The sequence below is a fragment of the Methylotuvimicrobium buryatense 5G genome, assembly GCF_000341735.1.
Taxonomy (GTDB): Bacteria; Pseudomonadota; Gammaproteobacteria; order Methylococcales; family Methylomonadaceae; genus Methylotuvimicrobium; species Methylotuvimicrobium buryatense.
Map to the genome: position 1 here is coordinate 2,038,699 of NZ_KB455575.1, position 19,020 is coordinate 2,057,718.

Sequence of the window (19,020 nt, forward strand, 5' to 3'; positions counted from 1 at the left end):
CGCCAAGCCCCCATGGATGGGTTTACGGCGTTCCTCGACAGGCATACCCCACACCCTAAAATCGGCGAAACTGCTCAAACTGGGAATTGCTGCCCTTTGACGCCCCGCCCGACACCGAATCTCGCAGAGCAATAGTTATTAACCGTTCCTACGCCAAGCATGATAACGACTCAAAAAACGCAACGTCCGCTGCGGAGCATGCGCGCGCTTCCAAACGCCGGCCGCGTATTTGTTGGCTTCGGCCAGGGTCGGGTAGATATGGATCGTGCCGAGAATTTTGTTCAGACCGATGCCGTGTTTCATCGCCAAAACGAATTCGGCGATCAAATCGCCCGCATGCTCGCCGACTATCGTTACGCCCAAGATTTTGTCCTTGCCGGGCTCGGTCAGCACTTTGACGAAGCCGTGCGCCTCGCCGTCGGCGATCGCTCGGTCCAGTTCGTCGATGCCGTAAGTCGCGACTTCATAGGGAATATTTTGCTGTTCGGCTTCTTGCTCGTTGAGGCCGACCCGAGCAACTTCGGGGTCGGTGAAGGTCGACCACGGAATCACTGAATAATCGGTGCGGAATTTCTTGAACGTTCCGAACAAGGCATTGACGGCGGCATACCAAGCCTGATGCGCGGCGGTATGCGTGAATTGATAAGGGCCTGTCACATCCCCGACCGCATAGATGTTCGGATAATTGGTGGCCTGGAACGGGTCGGTTGCGATGGTTTTGCGCGGCGACAGCGTAATGCCCAGCGCCTCGACGCCGTAGCCTTCGATATTCGCGGCCCGTCCGATCGCGATCAGCACTTGATCGAACGGGATGTTGACCGTGTTTCCTTCGTGTTCGGCGATCAGGATTTTTTCGCCGTTGTCGATGATGAATTCCTTCGCGGTATGTTCCAATCTCAAATCGACGCCATCCCGCCTAAAACTTGCCATCACCGCTTCCGACGCTTCCGGATCTTCACGCACTAACAGGCGCGGCGCCATTTCCACCAGCGTCACCCGGCTTCCGAAACGGGCGAAGCATTGCGCCAATTCGCAGCCGATCGGACCGCCGCCGAGTACCAATAAGCGTTTCGGCAATTCGCGCAAGTTCCACAAATTGTCGGACGTCAGCGGTTCGATACTGTCTATGCCGGGTATCGGCGGCACGAACGGGCGGGCGCCCGCGGCTATGACGATCGCTTTGGTCGTCAGGGTTTCAGTGCCTTCGGCCGTTTCGACCCGAACTTCCCAGGGCGAGATGATTTTCGCCTCGCCGATCACGACCTCGACGCCGAGTTCGGTATAGCGTTCGATCGAATCGTGCGGCTCGACCTTTTTGACGACCGACTGCACACGCGCCATCACATCGGCGAAATCGAAATCGGCGCTGCTGTGCTTGATGCCGAATTCGTTCGCGCGCCGGTGCTGCGCCAACCATTTCGCCGAACGGATCAGCGCTTTCGATGGCACGCAGCCGGTATTCAGGCAATCGCCGCCCATTTTGTGCTTTTCGACCAGCGTGACCTTGGCCTTGACCGCCGCGGCAATGTAGGCGGTCACCAATCCGCCGGAACCAGCGCCGATCACGACGATATTGTTATCGAAACGCGCCGGCTTCGGCCAGTCGGCGAAGACTTTCCGGGCTTGTATGTGCTCGACGATTTTCTTGGTCAGTAACGGAAAAAGGCCTAATAACGCGAACGAACCGAGCAAGCCCGGCGACAAAATATCCGACAACGATACGATCCCCGCAAGCTGAGTGCCGGCGTTGACATAAACCAACGTGCCGGCCAACATGCCGACTTGGCTGACCCAATAAAATGTCGATAGGCGAATGGCGGTCAGCCCCATCGCCAGATTGATCATGAAGAACGGAAACAATGGGATCAAACGCAGCGTGAACAAATAAAACGGACCGTCCCGATCGATTCCGGCATCGATCGTTCGTATCGCCGAACCGAAGCGGTCTTTGACGACATCGCGAAACAAAAAGCGCGCAGCCAGAAAAGCCAATGCCGCGCCGATCGTAGAGGCAAACGAGACTATCACGGTGCCCCAGAGTAAACCGAACAGTGCGCCTCCGGCCAGGGTCATCACCGCCGCGCCGGGCAGAGACAGCGCCGTGACCAGAACATAAATCAGCGCATAAACAAAGGCCGCGCTAACCGGTTGCGCGGCGATGCGGGCTTCGATCGCGGCCTGGTGGGTTTTCAGCTCATGCAGGGTCAAAAAATCGGAATATCCGAAATAAAAAAAGGCGCCGATCAACATCGTGATCACAGCAATCAATATCAGCTTCGGGGCTTTCATCGTATTATCCTTGTCGTTATCATGGTTTGAGCCTCAAGGGCGAGTGTGTCTATGCTTCAGTCGCTGGCAGGACGCCGTGAATACGTCCATGTAGGTAACGCAGCTACCGGACAAAATAGCGCGCCAGCTTGCCAGCAAATGTGACCGTGCGAAGTATAACCACTGAGAATTTTTTAAGGATTAACAGAACCCAATGCGCTCGGATAAGGCGAAAAATAATACGACGACTGAATATAGGGATCCGGCGATTTTCGAAAATGATGCTTCAACAAGATGATCGGTGCGATGAGAGGTACTTCGTAGTTGCGGTAGCTGTCGATCAGTTCGCACAGTTCGGCTTTATCGTCGCGGCTGATGTCTTTTTTTAAATGTCCTTGAATATGTTGCAAAACATTGACGTGATTGGCCCGGGTCGGCATCGTCAACAACATGCTCATCAGCTGTAAAATATATTGATCGGCAATCTCGGTTAAATTGTCTTTGTTCAGCCCAGCCAATAACTGCCCAAGATCCCGATAGTCGCCATGACTCATGATGATTAATTTATGACGAGCATGAAACTCAATCAAAGCACGGGCACTAAGACCTTCTTTCAACAGCATTTGCCAGCGATGCATAACATAAACCCGCTTGAAAAAAAGATCGCGTAAACAAGGATCTTGTAACCGGATAGCTTCTTCGATGGGTACCAATGGAAATCGATGCATGATTCTCAATGTTTCGATCGCCAAACCCTCAAATGCGCCCCCCGTTTTTGTAGCTGCTTGCTCCGGTCTTTTCATAATATAACCGCAGATTCCAGCCATCTTATCCGCGCCGGAATCGGAAATTCCTGAAGCCTCCTGAACAAGCAAGGACTTTTCTTCTTCGACCGAAAACGGCTTCCATTCAAAAAAACTCTCGAGCACTTCGCTAATCACACTATCGCGATTAGCCACTGCTTTTTCTCCGGGTTGGTCAAGCAAACAACCACTGATGCCCAATGGGATTTTATTCATAGCAGTCGATACCTAATTGAATCATGTGGGAAATTTTCGGTTTTAGCGAGAATATAATGAGTATGCTTCCTTGAGCCACTGGGTCGGGACCTGGGGTGATGAAAATTGCCTACTATTTACCGATTCATCATCAATAAAGTGTTTTTCTATTCCATTTAGAGATGAATAAACCACCTCCTGCGGGACGAGTTATACCTATCGCACTTCAAATTTCGGCATTAGCGTATGGAGGCGTCGGGGTGTTCGGCAAAGGCTTTGGCAGCATGGATGCTGTCACAGAGCCTACATGGACGTATTCACGGCTTCCTTTGACGAGCCCCCGGCGCCGAAATTTGACCAGCAAAGGGTATATTTAACCCGTTCCCAACACGTCTCGGAAGGGGTTACAAACCCATACGCATCAAGCTAAAAATGGCCAGCCCGCATCACGCTCTTCCCCAAGCTCCAGCGCTCATCGTTATAGATAAGTCAAAAATTACCCTTTTGCAACCTTAACCAATGAGACCTCAATACCATTTATTGTTACCTAACACTTTCGACCTCGAGATCGCGATCAGGGGATCGCTCCCCATAGACGCCAACTTAAGGCATAAAACGTTGATTTGTAGTTGAAAAATAAAAGTGTGGCCACAACATAGAGTATTTTTACCGACGAAAGTGAAAATCCCTATGAAGCAGCCACAGCTAACAGATACCCTTTTTGATGACTTTTTGCAAGAGCTCCCAGCAGATTTCCAGGAGCAGGCCTATGAATTACAGGCGTTTGCACGGGCACGGAAAATCCGATCACCGTTGCAGTTATTGCAGTTAGTCCTGTTGTATTGCGGACAGGACTTGTCGTTGCGCAGCTGCGCCGGCGAAGTCGCCAAGCTTCAGGGTTATTTGAGCGATACGGCGGTGATCAAGCGATTGGCGGCCTGCGTGGCGTGGATCAAGTCATTACTGAAAAGTGTGTTCGGGTTGGATAAAGTGTTCAACAACGGCGCACTGAATTTCATTGTGATTGACGGTTCGACCGTGCAAGAACCCGGTGCGAAAGAAACAACGTATCGCTTGCATGTGGCCATCGACCTGTTGAGTTTGACACTCCGCGAGGTCCAAGCGCGCCAAGATTTTTCGCGAAAGCTGAAATGGGGTCCGTCCGATTTCAGCAGCGAAAAATGACTTGGCGATTATTGCCTTCGGCGGCCCCGATTCGCCCTGCGTCCGTGCCACTACGCCACATCATCGTATACTCGATGCGACTCCGTAGCACTCCCACAAATGGCTTTACGCCGTGTCGCGATGCCTTGTATTTTGCCTCCGCCTGCGCTATTCGCGCAGACTCCGGCAAAACACCCGGCGCTACGGCTATCGGGGACTAAAAATCTTCACTTCGCTAACGCTCCGTTTCCAAGATTTTCAGCGAGCGTCACGACCGATAAAGTCGGCGAGAGCTTGGATCATTATCAGTTGACTGCAGGTGATGTCGCGTTGCTTGATTGAGGCTACAACCAACCGAAGTCTTTAGTCCCGGTCATTGATCGCGGCGGCCACGTCGTACTGCGCTACAATCCACACAGCATGACGCTTTACGAACGGTGCAACGAACCGAAAGGTGTTAAAATCGATTGGGAACAGCGCATACGCGATTTGAATGGTCAGCCGGGTGCGATACCCGTTTATCTGTGCCATCAAGACAAACGTATTGAAGGCGTGGTGCATGCGATGCCGTTACCGCCGGAACAGGCCGCGCAAGCACGCCGCAAAGCGAAACAACGCGCGCGTGATAAAGGTCGCACGGCGAGCCAAAAGACCTTGATGCTGAGCGGCTGGGTGTTGATTTTTACTTCGCTCCCCGAAGCGCTGCTCGACACGAAATCAATCGCTGAGCTCTACCGGGTTCGCTGGCAAGTGGAGCTGGTCATAAAGCGGCTAAAGAGCTTGCTTGATATCGACCGGCTACGCGCCCGAAAAGACAGCAAGCTGGCGGATTTATATTTGCACGGCAAGTTACTGTTTGCTGCAGTGACTCAAAAAATAGCGCAGCGCCGATTCGGCCGGGCGGCCACCACAATGGACGGTGATCGTTCGATTACCCATTGGCGTTTATGGCGCACGATCGCCAATGAGATCAAGGCAGGACTTACGGCTTNTTTTCCAAAAAATAAGCGCTTTATTGATGACCACGTAAAAAGCCTTTGTGAACGTCCGCGCAAGAGAAAGCTTCAGGGTTTGCCGGATCGTGTTTTGGAACTCATTATTGAAGGTCGGGGAGGTGGCGTTAGTCTTGCTTAATCAAATACTTAGATTCTTAAGTTGGCGCTTATGGGATCGCTCCCACAGGGCGTCCGCCGCTCTCTGTGGGAGCGACGCCTTCGTCGCGACTATCGAAGACAGTAACGCTCAAACACCAATAGCCTTTCCGGACAACACAACAATTTACCTGATTAGTAAGATGCTTCAGCTTGCTGAAGCCAATTGTCCGAGCAGTGGCCAGTCAGCCACTTCTGCGGGACGGGTTATTTAACCCGTCCCCAACGTTTCGGTTTGCCCTAAACATTTCGGCTAACTTCGGCCAAAGTCAAAACGTTTAGGACGGGGTTACAAACCCCGTCCTGCTAGGGATATGCTGGTTTTTTGGGCTTTAGCTGAAGAAACTTGCTAATCAGGACAATTTATACCTATCGCACTTCAAATTTCGGCAGTGCCCGAGGTGGTGCCGGGGTATCCGACAAAGGCTTTGCCAGCATGGAGCTGGCATAGAGCCTAAATGGACGTATTCACGGCGTCCTTTGACGGACACCCCGGTGCCGAATTTTGATCTACGATGGGTATATTCATCGCTAAAACTTAAAAAAATCCTGAAACCAATCCTTCGCTTTTTCCACCTCGGTTTGAACGCATGGCGAGCTGCTAGTCGGTGCCGATCCGCGAATGAATGGAAATTGCCTGACATTCTCGCAGTCCTTATTAGCCAATAGCCCTGTATATGGGTCGATCCAAACCGTATCGACATTATCCGGCGGTGTCAAAACGACCGGGATACTGGAAATCTGTTTCATCACGTCGGACCAAATTTTCAACGCACCGGTCGAACCGGTTAATCCCGAAGGTTTATTGTCGTCGCGTCCTACCCATACGACCGACAGATAATCGCCGCTAAAACCGGCGAACCAGCTATCTCGCAATTCATTGGTCGTTCCGGTTTTGCCGGCCAACCCGAAATCTCCCGGCAAATAATTATAGGCCGATCTGCCGGTACCGTCAGTCATCACTTCCTGCAAAATAGTATTGGTAATATAAGTCGCCGCCGGATCGACCGATTGACGCACGTTAAACGGGTAACTTTGTAAACGCTTGCCATTGCCGTCGACCACGCCGCGTATCGCTCTAAGCGGCGTGACGAAACCGTCTCCCGCTAGGGTTTGATACATTTGCGTGACGTCTAAAGGCGACAACGGCGAGGCCCCCAATAACAGAGAAGGGTATAAATCGACAGAACGATCCACGCCCAGATCCTTTAAGGTCTTTGCCACCCTCGCGATACCGACATCCATGCCGATTCGGACGGTCGCGAGATTGTAAGAATTCGTCAATGCCTTATGCAGCGGCACTTCGCCATGTTCGGTATTATCATAATTTTTCGGCGTCCAATTACCTTTGCCGCTTTTGACGGTAATCCGAGTGTCGCTGACCGGAGTCGTTACCGTGTATTTGGCCGGATATTCCAGCGCGGTTAGATACACCACCGGCTTTATCAATGACCCAATCGGGCGCACCGCATCGAGAGCCCGATTGAAACCGGCCGAGGTTTTATCCCTGCCGCCCGCCATCGCAACAATTTCCGCGCCTTCCCGACGCGTCACGATAACTGCCGATTCCAGTTCTTTAGCACGAGGATTTTTTTCGAGTTCAAGCATTTTTTCGGCCAAGGATTTTTCCACGGCGTTTTGCACTCGAGGCTCCAACGTGGTAAATATTCTCAAGCCTTCGGAAGTCAGATCGTCGTCTTTGTATTCTTGCTGCAATTGACGCTTGACCAAATCCATGAAAGCCGGATATCGATTGACCGAACGATGGGTTTGCGGCATCACTTCCAGCGGCTGTTTTTTCGCTTCTTCAGCCTGTTTTAACGTGATAAAGCCTTGCTCATGCATCTTATCGAGCACTAACTCCCGCCTACTTAGTGCACGTTCCGTATGCCGACGAGGATCGTAATAAGAGGGGCCTCTAACCAATGCGACCAGAGTCGCCATTTGCGCTAAGGGTAAATCTTTAAGTGTTCTGCCGAAATAAAACTCGCTTGCCAAGCCGAAACCATGCACAGCACTAGCTCCATCCTGCCCTAGATAGACTTCATTAAGATAAGCTTCAAGAATTTCGTCTTTGCTATAGCGATATTCGATGATCAACGACATAAATACTTCGTTGATCTTTCGCCAAAAACTACGCTCGGACGTCAAATAAAAATTCTTGATCAATTGTTGGGTTATCGTGCTGCCGCCTTGCACAATGCCGCCCGCCCTGACATTCGCCAGCATCGCCCGCAGTATCGCCTTGACCGAAATACCGTAATGATTATAAAAATCATGATCTTCTGTCGCGAGCAAGCCTTGAATCAGCGTATCCGGAGTTTCCGATAGTTTGATCAAAACCCGGTCTTCCTTACGAGTCGGATAAAAGCTGCCTATCTGAATGGGATCTAAACGGGCAACAGCAACCGGTCCCCTACCCGATAAATCGGCGATATCGGTAATTTCACCCGGGGAGAATCGAATCTGTAATGCGCGACTATCTTGAGACTGGTCCCAAAAATCAAATGCTCGGGTTTTAACATTGATAAACAATCCCGACCGGTAATAGGTCCCTTCGGAAGATAACTGCGAATCCTGGCGATATCGCAATTGCTGTAGAAGCACCTCAAAATCGGCGATGCTCATTCTATAGCCGGCATAAAGCTCTTCCGGATTAGCATAGACACGCGCAGGAATCGCCCAACGCTTGCCTTCGAATTGCCTACGAACGTTATAATCCAGATAACCGATGTAACTAGATAATAAAAAAACGGCAAATACAAAGCTTAATATCAGGATTTTTTTAAACCACCCGAAACGGCGTCTTTCCGGACTCTTTTTGGTGCGAGACACGCGGCTACGCGGCTTTCTGGTCGTTTTCTTGGGCGTTACAGATTTTCTGGGTTGTCTTGCCATGATGTTGCGGTTTTAATTACCAAGTAGTCATTTAAATATTGCGCCCACACAAATAGTAAGCCTATGATTGACAAGTCTTTTTTGAAGCAAAGGAACTATCGAATATTCAGAAGACGCGAGTATGATGACTATAGTAGCGATGATTGCTTAAAGAAGCGTTATCCTGGAGCCTCTGCCGAACCTTTGTATGACTCAACGAGGGATTATCTTAGAAAAAGCATTTCACCATGAAGATCATGAAGAATAAGAAGTTAATTCAATAACTTGTTATACGTTTGTATCGAACATTCGCTCACCCAAAAGGTTATCGAGTATGTTTGGGCAATTTTTTGAAATCCTTCGTGAACTTCATGTGCTTCATGGTTAAACTGCTGAATTTAGGATTATTTGAACTTAAGATGAGCCTTAATTATATAGAAAACGAGTGCTTTTATCGCCTTCTATTAATAGTTGCTGCAGCGGAACATAACCTTGCTCGATCAATAGCTGGCTGGGCTTACCGAAAATATAACCTTGTCCATAATCGATACCAAGATCAATCAAAATTTTTATCACCCGAGGACACTCGATAAATTCGGCAATCGTTTTTTTTCCCAGTTGCTTCGCAATTTCGCTCATTGACCGAACCAGCACTTGATCCGTATCGTCATTGACTAAATTTCGAATAAATTGCCCATCGATTTTTACAAAATCGACCGGAAACTTCTTTAAATAATTGAACGAACAAAATCCCGCGCCAAAATCGTCCAATGCAAAATGACAACCCAAAGCTCTAATCTGATTAATCATCTGCCGAGTTTGCTCGAAGTTATCGACCGCCGAGGTCTCGGTGATCTCAAAGGTGATCCGCTCGGCATTGACCCAGGACAATTCCAGTTTTCTTTTGATGGTCGGCAATAAAGCATCGTCTTGGAAAGCGACTCCGGATAAATTGATCGACAACGATACATTGGACAATTCGGGAGGAAGCGCAGCTAAAAAATCAATCGCATTCTCAACTACCCATAAGTCGATGCTGTGTATTAAACCCATTCGTTCAGCAACCGGAATAAACTCGGAAGGGCTGATGACCTTGTTTTCATGTCCCCGCATTCGAATCAATACCTCATAATGCGAGACCTCACCGGTTCTAAGATTCACCACCGGTTGAAACATCAGAAAGAAATTACGCATTAACAAAGCGTCCCTGATCAAAGGGACCCAATAAACATCGCGATGCCGTTCTTTGATAGCTTTATCTTCTTCATTATAAAACCAGACCATATTTCGGCCGTTTTGTTTCGCCAAGGAACAAGCTTGGTGCGCTCTGGATATCAACTCTTCAGGATGTTGGATAACTTTAGCCGATTGCAACGTAGCGATACCGATAGAGGCGGTAATGCTGTAACAAACATTGCCTGTTTGAAACCGGCTTTCATTGAGCCCTTTGCGGATATCTTCGGCCACTTCGCGGGCTTGAAGACCGGATATATTATCGAAATATAGGCAAAACTCATCCGAGTCGATGCGGGCAAACCAAGCCTCGAGCCTCACCAGCTTTCGAATCGTTGCCACGACATCGATAATCAATTTATCGGCCATATCAAAGCCTTCCAAATCGTTAATCAAGCCGAACCGATCCAAATCAATCAACAACAACGCACCGTTTTGCTGCAGCTTTTGATTCCGCGTCAAACTCAAACGAATATAGTTTTCTAATTGCGTTCTATTCATAAGGCCGGTCAATTCATCATGAGCGACCAGATATTTTAATTTAGCATCGAGCAATTTCCGCGTCGCCAACTCGTTGATAAGCATTTCTTGCTGCTGATAACGCATAGACCGCTCGACTTTAAGTAGTAACAGCATTTCTACTAGAATAACGAGCTCCGACTCACGAAGCGGCTTACTTAGCTCGTAGATCAGCGACGGCGAGGCGGAAGCATCGAACGCTTCACTAGGTCGTTCGTTTTTAAGAATAATAAAAGGCAAAAAAACGCCCGCTTGTTCCCCCGAAAGTGAATGACACATGTCTCTAATGTGTCCTCCGGGCAAGTCTTCATCGACAATAATCAAGCCTAACTCTTCGGCGTTGTCTACATAGGGCCGAATGATGCGATAAATATCGCCGCATTCAGCGGCAATCGCAAAATTAGAAAACCCTTTATCTATCAAAATCGTTTCTATCTGTGCGACAGTTTTCCGATCCATTCCGGCAATAATGATTTTACTTTGTCGCTGAGAGTTACTTAACATCGTATTCACTGGTTGATGTGTTAAATGCTTGACGGCTTCCTATTCGGACTATTTCTCGATGAAGCCCTTGATTTATTGCAAGCCTCACCTAAGCTTGACTGCAATACACTATAAAATGTCAAAACTCCAACAAGTATAATGAAGAAATCTGTTTTGCCAATGCCGCATTCCGACTCGCCCAATTTAACCGCAGCCGATTTATTGAAAGGCGATCTTCAATTAACATCGCCGCCGGCGATTTATTTCGAGCTAAAAAAAACGATTGAAGATCCTTATAAATCGATCATCGATGCCGGCGAAATCATCAATAAGGATCCTGCCTTATCGATACGATTATTGAAATTGGTCAACAGCGCTTTCTTCGGCTTTCCATCCCGTATTGTGACGATCAGCCATGCCATCACGTTGATCGGTACGCAAGAACTGCAAAACCTAGTCTTAAGCACATTGATCATCGACCGTTTTTCGATGCTGCCGAACGGTATGCTTTCGATGCATGATTTTTGGGCGATGAGTCTAAGAAGCGCATTAACCGCAAAAGAATTAGCGGCCCATTGGGATACCAACGAAAACGACGAAGCTATTTTTATTTGCGGATTACTACATGAAATCGGCAAACTGGTATTTTATCGCCGCATTCCCGAATTAGCCCGAGAAGTCGGACTACTTGTCGAATCGACCAATGCCGACGAAATCGAAACCGAACGAAGCATAATCGGTTTCGATCACTATGAAACCGGAGCGGAACTCGCCAAATTATGGAAACTGCCTGAAATCATTAGCGAAACGATTGCCTTGCATGCCCATCCCGACAGCACCGGCCGCTATCAAACCGCAGCCGCTATTGTCAGATCGGCCAACCGGATCGCTAAAATGGCCTTTTTCGATACTGAAACCGACCTATCGGAAGCCGGCATTTCCGATGAGCAACTAAGCAACATCATCGACAAAGTCCACGATCAATTCGAGGAGATTTTCAACATATTTTACCCGCACCGATAACACGTCATTCCGCCGGTTAAATTATTTCTAATACTATCTTGCCCTGCGTATGCCCTTCTCCGATCAAGCGATGCGCTTCTGCGGCTTGATCTAACGATAAGCAATGCCCGACAACCCCTCGTAAATTTCCGGATTCGATAAATTCGGCGCAACGATTGAGGATTCCGACATGCTTATCGCGCGCCGAATCCAAATTTCGCAACATCGGTGTCAACATCAATTCGAAACCGATTTTGAGATTGCGCATCCGCGCTTCCGACCAATTCAAGGCTCCGGGGTCGAGCAGCGTGACCAAACTTCCGAAATGCGCAGTGGCTTCGATGCTGTCCTTGAACACTTCGGGTCCGACCGTATCCAAAACGACCTCGGCCCCTCGCCCGCCGGTTAATTCATTGACTCTTTCGGCGAAGTTGCATTGACGATAATCAATTGCTTGATCCGCTCCCAGGCTTAAGACAAAATCGGCTTTCGATTCGGAACTTACCGTCGTTAGAACTTCGGCTCCTTTTAATTTAGCTAATTGTATCGCGACATGACCGACGCCGCCGGCCCCGGCATGAACCAGGACGGTTTGGCCGTCCTGCAAACCGCCGCGATCGAACAACGCTCCCCACGCAGTAATCAACACCAACGGCAAAGCCGCCGCCTCGACGAATGACAAGGACTTAGGCTTCGGCGCGACCCAACGGCTATCGAGCACGGTAAATTCGGCATAATTACCGGGCTCCCGCCCCAACCCTCCGTTACAAAACCAAACTTCATCGCCGGGCTTGAAATTTTGTACTTCGGCGCCCACTTCGACAACCACGCCGGCGCCGTCGCAACCCAGTACTGCCGGCAAGGCGTCGGGATAAAACAAACCGTTACTTCTGACCTTGGTATCGACCGGATTAATGCCGGCCGCCTTGAGCCTGACTTTCAACTCGGTCGGTTGAACGATATTCGGCTCCGCGATATCCGTCCATTGCAACACCTCGGGGCCGCCGGTTTCGGTCATTAAAACTGCCTTCATCTGATTTTTCTCCTGTCGATAGTTCAAGCCGGCGCAAGTCCCGACCACTGATCGTAGTAATGTTGATAGGTATGGCGCTTCAGCAAAAATGCATTTCCCGAAGTCATGCCGTATATATCCGGTAGATTATAGCCGTTGAAACGATGCGCTTTGACCAAGGCATAGGCGCCGGCATCCGAAAACACCAATCGATCGCCCTCTTGCAACGGCCGATCGAAACGGTATTCGCCGAAAATATCCCCGGCCAAGCATGTGGATCCCGCCAGAATCGCCGAATACCGCCCATTAGGGCAATGCTCAAGCAACGGCGGATGCCATTGGTATTCGAAGACTTCGGGATGATGATTGACCGAGGTATCCAATACCGCGATGGATTTGCCGTCGCTGACGAAACAATCGACGACCGAAGTCGCCAAATAGCCGGCCCTTCCAACCAGGGCCTTGCCCGGCTCGATCAACACTTCGAGCCCGAAATCCTCGCGTAATTGCTTAACCGAATCGATAAAAATATCGAACTGCCCGATTTGATCGTATAAATAGCCTCCGCCGAGATTCAACCATTCCAATCCGGTAAAACCGTTACCGAGCCGGCTTCTTATCGCCGCCAAGGTTTGAATCAGCGGCTCGAAGTCCGATGCCGAAAAAATGTTATGGAAATGCAATCCCTTAATCCGGCCATTCAAGGCATTCATATCCAAAGCCTCCAAATCGATGCCGAGCTTCGAATAAGGCCGGCATGGATCGTAGCGCCGATCGTCCAAAAACGACAGCTTGGGATTTAAACGCAAACCGACCGAAGCGCCTTGTTCCCAATGCTTTGTAAACAAATCCAGCTGACGATAGGAATTGCAACTGACATGCGAGCAAATCCGCGCCAACTCTTCGACTTCGTCCGCTCGTACACCGGGCGTGGTCAAATGCACCGAGCCTTGTCCGGCCAATACTTCAGAAGCCAACCTCGCTTCGAACAAAGAGCTTACCGAAAAGCCGTCAAGATAAGGCTGCATCATATGCAAAATCGGTAAAAATGGTAAAGACTTGATTGAATATAAAACTTTACAACCTGACCGATCGCGAATATTGCTCAAGGTCTGCAATGTTGTTTCAATCGCATCGAGGTCGTAAACAAAGGCAGGCGTTTCTGCAAGCTGCTCCTTTAATTGCGTCCATGGCATCGTCAAAATCGACCCCTACCCTTATAAATTGCAGTTTCTGTTATTACATAATCCATATAAATATCATGCGCCTCCATGACGACTTCAGGCATTATCTGAGCTTCGAAACAAACCCCGATTAGCACCGTATCTTTTCCGACACTTTTCAATAGACGATCGTAATAACCGGCGCCATTGCCTAAACGCCCTCCTCTTCTATCGAAAGCAACACCAGGAACCATGACTAAATCCAAATCTTCGGGCGTTATTTCCTTTCCAGGCTCCCCCCACCGTTCTTTCGGCGGCTCGAGTATGCCCCACGTCCCAGGCTGCAATTCTTGCAAGTCCTCGAGCTTCCAAAGACCCAATCGGTTTTGACCGTCGGCATCCTTGGTGCAATAAGGAACAACTACCTGCTTATCGCCCGACAACTGTTCGCGAACCCTATCGCGCGTCCTAACTTCGGAGCGACAATGTAAATAAAACATGACCGTCATGGCCCGCCGGTAAGCCGCATGCTCTAGGAATTTATCGATTATCTCCCGGCTCACCGCATCCTTATCTCGCTGAGCGTTCCGGGCATCATAAGCTTTTCGCCGCTGTTGGGCTTTTGCTGTTTGCATCTTGGCTCATCTAATTAACCTTCGAATCGGCATCGATTATACCGGCTGCAACGTTAAGAAACACAGCCATTATCAAACCAATCACAGCAAATCACCTAATGATCCAAAATATACCAAGCTTAAATGCTCAGCAATTCCCAATTTGGAGATCAAAAAGGGTGTGGGGTATGCTTAGCGAGGATGTCGGCAGCAGGACAGATTTTTGCTCCATGCAAAATCTGCATTCACGCCATCCTTGGCGCTTAGCTGCCGCCAAGCCCCCATGGATGGGTTTACGGCGTTCCTCGACAGGCATACCCCACACCCTAAAATCGGCGAAACTGCTCAAACTAGGAATTGCTGTTAAATGCTCGCTAGCAATTCAACACTCACAAAAAGCGCTAGGCATTTTTAAATTACTTTAATTTCTTTTATACTGAGGTGCTAAATTTTAAGGAGGGGGGAACCCGTGGAAAAACCATTTATTTTACATATGCTCACAACCGCTAAAAACCTAAGCCCGTTCGACGTCAACATGGCGCTCGATGCGGGTTGGGTTTCGGCAATACCCTATATCAATGTAGAACCCAGCGAAGTACGCGGCTTAGTGCAAGATGCTATTTTTTCACGCAGTCCTAAAAGCTTGAAAAAAACCGGAATTTTTATCGGCGGCAGGGATACCAAACAAGCGCTCGACATGCTTAAAACCGCCAAAAACTCGATGGTCCCGCCTTTTGAAGTCTCCGTTTTCGCCGACCCAAGCGGCGCATTTACGACGGCAGCCGGCATGGTCGCGGCAGTCGAACACGAATTGCAAAAAACCTTCAACACTACTCTTGAAGGCAAAAACGTGCTTGCCTTGGGCGGTACCGGACCGGTGGGACAAGCAGCCGCCGTTATCGCCGCTCAGGCCGGCGCAAACGTAAGAATCATCGGACGCCAACTCGATAAAGCCGAGCGCATTGCCGAGCTTTGCAGCAATGAATTCGGCGAAGGTACTATCCAAATCATGGCCGGCGCGGATGCGGACAAAGCCGAATTCATGAAAACTGCCGATGTCGTCTTCGCGACAGGTGCTGCCGGCATCGAACTCTTAAGTGCCGAGCTGATCGCTTCGGCGCCGCAATTAAAAGTCGCGGCCGATGTCAACGCCGTTCCGCCATCAGGAATCGCCGGACTCGACGCATTCCATAACGGTGCGCCTCTGCCCGGATCGAAAAGCGGCGCAGTCGGCATTGGCGCACTGGCTATCGGCAATGTGAAATACCAAGCACAAAACAAACTGCTCAAGATCATGATCGACGCCGAAAAACCGGTCTACTTGCATTTTACCCATGCATTCGAAGTTGCCCGGGACTTCATCAAAGCCAACGCTTAACGACTTAAATTAAGAGGAAATTCAATGGAGAAGCGCAGTATCCTGCATATGCTGGACCCGATGCCCAATAACAGCCCTTTCGATGTCAATATGGCTTTGGACGCGGGATTCGATGTTTTAATACCTTACAGCAATGTCAAACTGGACGGCGTTCACGGATTGACGCAAGATGCCGTTTTCTCCAGGGGGCCCGCCGGTGTGAAACGCACCGGTTTGTTTATCGGAGGAAGGGATATCGGCTTGGCGATAGACATGCTGAACGCCGCGGAACAAGCGATGGTGCCGCCGTTTGAAATCTCGGTATTCGCCGATCCCAGCGGCGCATTCACAACCGCTGCAGCATTAGTCGGCTGCGTCGAAAAAGAACTGAAAACCAAGCATAACCTTGACTTGAAAAACGCCAAAGCACTGGTGTTCGGCGGCACCGGTCCGGTCGGCATAGCCACAGGCGTCATCGCTTCGCTGGAAGGTGCCGAAACAATTTTGATAGATCATCTTTCAGCCGAAACCGCCAACGATTTGGCCAAAGAATATAATAGACGCTTCAAATCTAATCTAAAAGGTGCCAGCGCTTCGTCTGACGAACAAAAAGCCGAACTGATCGCCGATGCCGATATCATTTTCTGTACCGCGAAAGCCGGAATACAAGTCATCAACGGCAAAGTACTGAGCCATGCCAAAGCACTTAAAGTGGCCGGCGATGTCAATGCAGTCCCTCCGGCCGGTATCGAAGGCATAAAATTAAACGATTTCGGCCAACCCATAGCACATGCGCCAAACGCGGTCGGTATCGGCGCGTTAGCCGTAGGTAACGTCAAATATCAACTACAACATCTACTGCTCGCATCAATGCTGACAACTGATAAACCATTATTTCTAGATTTCAGAAATGCTTTTGCTAAAGCCAGGGAAATTTTATAAACAACCTTTGTAACTATTCAGCGCATGCGGTAGGTTGGTGTCAGGCATTGATTTCTAAAGACGCGTGAATACATCCCTGTAAGCTCTGACTGCAACGTCCTGTTGCAGACAGCCTTATAAATCAATGCCTGACACCTTCTCATACATAACTTAGGCTGAATAATTACCAACCTTTCTCTAGCCCATGATTCCGTATCGCTCAAATCGATGCGGAATCGATATAATCGAATTTGATGGCGAGCCGCGTTAATTCGACATCGTTCTTCACTTTTAATTTATCGTAAAGCCGATAGCGATAAGTGTTAATCGTTTTATCGCTAAGCGTCAGCATACCCGACATTTCTTTTATCGTTTTGCCTTGCAAGATTAATGAGACTACTTCCGACTCCCTTTGGGAGAGCTTTGAGAAAGGAGAATCATTACCGGGCAACTTCATGAATGCTAAATTGTTGGCTACCTCCGCGCACAAATAACGCTGCCCGGCCATAATTTTTCGAATCGCGGCGACCATTTCATCGACCGGCGAACTTTTGGAAATAAAGCCTAACACCCCCATTTTCAAAAGCTGCAACGGTATCGGTCCATCATTACAAACAGAGAGCACAATAATCTTCATGTCCGGATTATCCTGCAGAATTCGCCGACAAGCTTCAACGCCGCCAATACCGGGCATGCTAATATCCATGACCACCACATCGGGATGCAGTGTTGTTACCGCCTCGACGCTCTCTTCACCGGTTTTTGCCACCGCCACAACCTGAATATCACCGGCTTTATTTAAAAGCGCTTCAACTCCGGAACGAACAATTTCATGATCATCAACAAGCAAAACTTTTATCATATTAATAATTCGTTAAAAGGTAATTGTTCAGTCCCCTGCATTTAAAACAAGCAGGAACTTTCTCCCCACTTTGAAAAAGAGAAATTGAGGGGCTGAATACTTACGTTAAAAGCAATATAAAATCAATAGGATCGAAACCCTGATTTTACCTTGGCTCGTTCGATAGACATGTAAAAAAAATCTCCGATTTCTTTTTACTCTAGTGTGCCAAAATCGATATTATATTTCAATTCATATGACAATTGTCTTTACTGATTGCTTGGATAATCCACCTCACCTAATCTAAAGGAATATTTCCTAACCAAGCGCTGCCAAAATTTCATAACTTAATGAACGAGTGTTTGTATACCCGTCGTAGATCAAAACTCGGCGCCGGGGTGTCCGCCAAAGGACGCCGTGAATACGTCCATGTAGGCTCTATGCCAGCTCCATGCTGGTAAAGCCTTTGCGAGCAGCAATTCCCAATTTGGAAATCAACAAGGGCGAGAAGCGTGCTTGGCGAGGATATCGGCAGCAGGGCAGATTTTTGCTCCTGCAAAATCTGCATTCACGCCATCCTTGGCGCTTGCAGATTTTTGCTCCTGCAAAATCTGCATTCACGCCATCCTTGGCGCTCGAGCTGCCGCCAAGCCCCCATGGATGGGTTTACGGCGTTCCTCGACAGGCATACCCCACACCCTAAAATCGGCGAAACTGCTCAAACTGGGAATTGCTGCAACGATTCCGGGCGGGTAATGATTATCTAGAGGGACGTATTCACCCAGCAACTAAATTCCATAGTTGATTGGCTATGTTTAACTATCTTGGATAATTTTAGGTGCTGGGTTCACGGCGCTCTTTGATGGGCCCCATACGCCGAATTTTGATCTACGAAGATGGGTATACATGGAGGTGTGCGGGTTTTTGAGGAAAAATCCGCCAAATACTTCGCAGCCTTTATTTATTGCTGAAAGATGGGTCGTGATAGGTAGATGGTCAAGAGAAACAATTCGCATCAGAGTTGACAGTTCCACGTTATAAGCTAATTTTTATTTGATAACAGTAGATTGATCTTTTCTTTTCTGGGCGTCATCGGAAGTCATGGGACATTAAAGGACTCACATAACATCGTAGGTGCGTGCCTATTTGATTGTCGAAGGTATAAATTTATGAGCATATATTTGAGAGATGATAGCGACAACATTGTTCATCAGGTCATGGCGCAACAGCAAGCGAGTTCATGCGCCGTTGCCAGTATTTGGATGGCGCGAAATCAAGCCAAACAGATGACAATTGATGAATCGGAATGGGCGTTGGCATGGAGTATGTATCACCGAGTGGTTCAGGATGCGGGTTTTATCCCGGAAGCGCCTGCACCTATGTCTTTAGATCCAAGCGCGCATAGCAATGACCAGAA

16 protein-coding genes are annotated in these 19,020 nt (G+C 48.9%); 7 read left to right on the top strand and 9 right to left on the bottom strand.

Annotated features, from left to right (window positions below):
* Positions 1-138 precede the first annotated feature (138 nt).
* Together lpdA and METBU_RS0109070 are read right to left on the bottom strand one after the other, a co-directional pair.
* A complete protein-coding gene (gene lpdA / locus METBU_RS0109065) occupies positions 139-2,289 on the bottom strand; it encodes a dihydrolipoyl dehydrogenase (protein ID WP_017840315.1) in 2,151 nt (716 codons plus the stop codon).
* A 173-nt stretch (positions 2,290-2,462) separates the two neighbouring features.
* Complete coding sequence (locus METBU_RS0109070; RefSeq protein ID WP_017840316.1) at positions 2,463-3,287, bottom strand: YbgA family protein; 825 nt, start codon at positions 3,285-3,287, stop codon at positions 2,463-2,465.
* Between the two features lie 669 nt (positions 3,288-3,956).
* On the opposite strand from METBU_RS0109070, the gene METBU_RS27450 reads away from it, so the two are divergent.
* From METBU_RS27450 to METBU_RS25260, 3 genes are all read left to right on the top strand, one after another.
* A complete protein-coding gene (locus tag METBU_RS27450; RefSeq protein WP_017840317.1) occupies positions 3,957-4,451 on the top strand; it encodes a hypothetical protein in 495 nt (164 codons plus the stop codon).
* A 99-nt stretch (positions 4,452-4,550) separates the two neighbouring features.
* Complete coding sequence (locus tag METBU_RS28730) at positions 4,551-4,772, top strand: hypothetical protein (RefSeq protein ID WP_017840318.1); 222 nt, start codon at positions 4,551-4,553, stop codon at positions 4,770-4,772.
* Positions 4,773-4,850: 78 nt separating this feature from the next.
* Positions 4,851-5,564 carry a transposase gene (locus METBU_RS25260; RefSeq protein WP_017840319.1) on the top strand — a complete coding sequence of 238 codons (714 nt, stop codon included), beginning with the start codon at positions 4,851-4,853 and terminating at the stop codon, positions 5,562-5,564.
* Positions 5,565-6,112: 548 nt separating this feature from the next.
* On the opposite strand, the gene mrcB is transcribed toward METBU_RS25260, so the two are convergent.
* Entirely contained in the window at positions 6,113-8,479 is a 2,367-nt protein-coding gene (gene mrcB, locus METBU_RS0109090; protein WP_017840320.1) for a penicillin-binding protein 1B, read from the bottom strand.
* A 405-nt stretch (positions 8,480-8,884) separates the two neighbouring features.
* Positions 8,885-10,714: a bifunctional diguanylate cyclase/phosphodiesterase gene (locus tag METBU_RS0109095; protein ID WP_017840321.1), complete on the bottom strand. Its 1,830-nt coding sequence runs from the start codon at positions 10,712-10,714 to the stop codon at positions 8,885-8,887.
* Between the two features lie 138 nt (positions 10,715-10,852).
* Between METBU_RS0109095 and METBU_RS0109100 the strand changes: the two genes are divergently transcribed.
* Entirely contained in the window at positions 10,853-11,716 is an 864-nt protein-coding gene (locus METBU_RS0109100; protein ID WP_235726397.1) for an HDOD domain-containing protein, read from the top strand.
* A gap of 16 nt (positions 11,717-11,732) precedes the next feature.
* Here METBU_RS0109100 and METBU_RS0109105 read toward each other — a convergent pair whose 3' ends face one another.
* Genes METBU_RS0109105 through METBU_RS0109115 form a run of 3 tightly spaced genes read right to left on the bottom strand, consistent with a single transcriptional unit; the run spans position 11,733 to position 14,505 of the window.
* Entirely contained in the window at positions 11,733-12,728 is a 996-nt protein-coding gene (locus METBU_RS0109105) for a zinc-dependent alcohol dehydrogenase family protein (RefSeq protein WP_017840323.1), read from the bottom strand.
* Between the two features lie 23 nt (positions 12,729-12,751).
* Positions 12,752-13,903: a type III PLP-dependent enzyme domain-containing protein gene (locus METBU_RS0109110; RefSeq protein WP_017840324.1), complete on the bottom strand. Its 1,152-nt coding sequence runs from the start codon at positions 13,901-13,903 to the stop codon at positions 12,752-12,754.
* Positions 13,904-13,905: 2 nt separating this feature from the next.
* A complete protein-coding gene (locus METBU_RS0109115) occupies positions 13,906-14,505 on the bottom strand; it encodes a 5-formyltetrahydrofolate cyclo-ligase (RefSeq protein ID WP_017840325.1) in 600 nt (199 codons plus the stop codon).
* A 448-nt stretch (positions 14,506-14,953) separates the two neighbouring features.
* Between METBU_RS0109115 and METBU_RS0109120 the strand changes: the two genes are divergently transcribed.
* Positions 14,954-15,862, top strand: coding sequence for an NAD(P)-dependent methylenetetrahydromethanopterin dehydrogenase (locus METBU_RS0109120; RefSeq protein ID WP_017840326.1), 909 nt, complete (start codon positions 14,954-14,956; stop codon positions 15,860-15,862).
* 24 nt (positions 15,863-15,886) lie between these two features.
* The gene (locus METBU_RS0109125; RefSeq protein ID WP_017840327.1) at positions 15,887-16,783 is read left to right on the top strand and encodes an NAD(P)-dependent methylenetetrahydromethanopterin dehydrogenase; all 897 of its coding nucleotides are present in this window, start codon (positions 15,887-15,889) and stop codon (positions 16,781-16,783) included.
* Between the two features lie 199 nt (positions 16,784-16,982).
* Here METBU_RS0109125 and METBU_RS0109130 read toward each other — a convergent pair whose 3' ends face one another.
* Together METBU_RS0109130 and METBU_RS28995 are read right to left on the bottom strand one after the other, a co-directional pair.
* Positions 16,983-17,624, bottom strand: a complete 642-nt coding sequence (locus METBU_RS0109130) for a response regulator (RefSeq protein ID WP_017840328.1) — start codon at positions 17,622-17,624, stop codon at positions 16,983-16,985.
* A 473-nt stretch (positions 17,625-18,097) separates the two neighbouring features.
* Complete coding sequence (locus tag METBU_RS28995) at positions 18,098-18,220, bottom strand: hypothetical protein (RefSeq protein ID WP_017840329.1); 123 nt, start codon at positions 18,218-18,220, stop codon at positions 18,098-18,100.
* A 552-nt stretch (positions 18,221-18,772) separates the two neighbouring features.
* Here METBU_RS28995 and METBU_RS28040 point away from each other — a divergent pair.
* Positions 18,773-19,020 (top strand): hypothetical protein (locus tag METBU_RS28040; protein WP_040575310.1); only part of this gene is annotated, 248 nt, incomplete at its 3' end.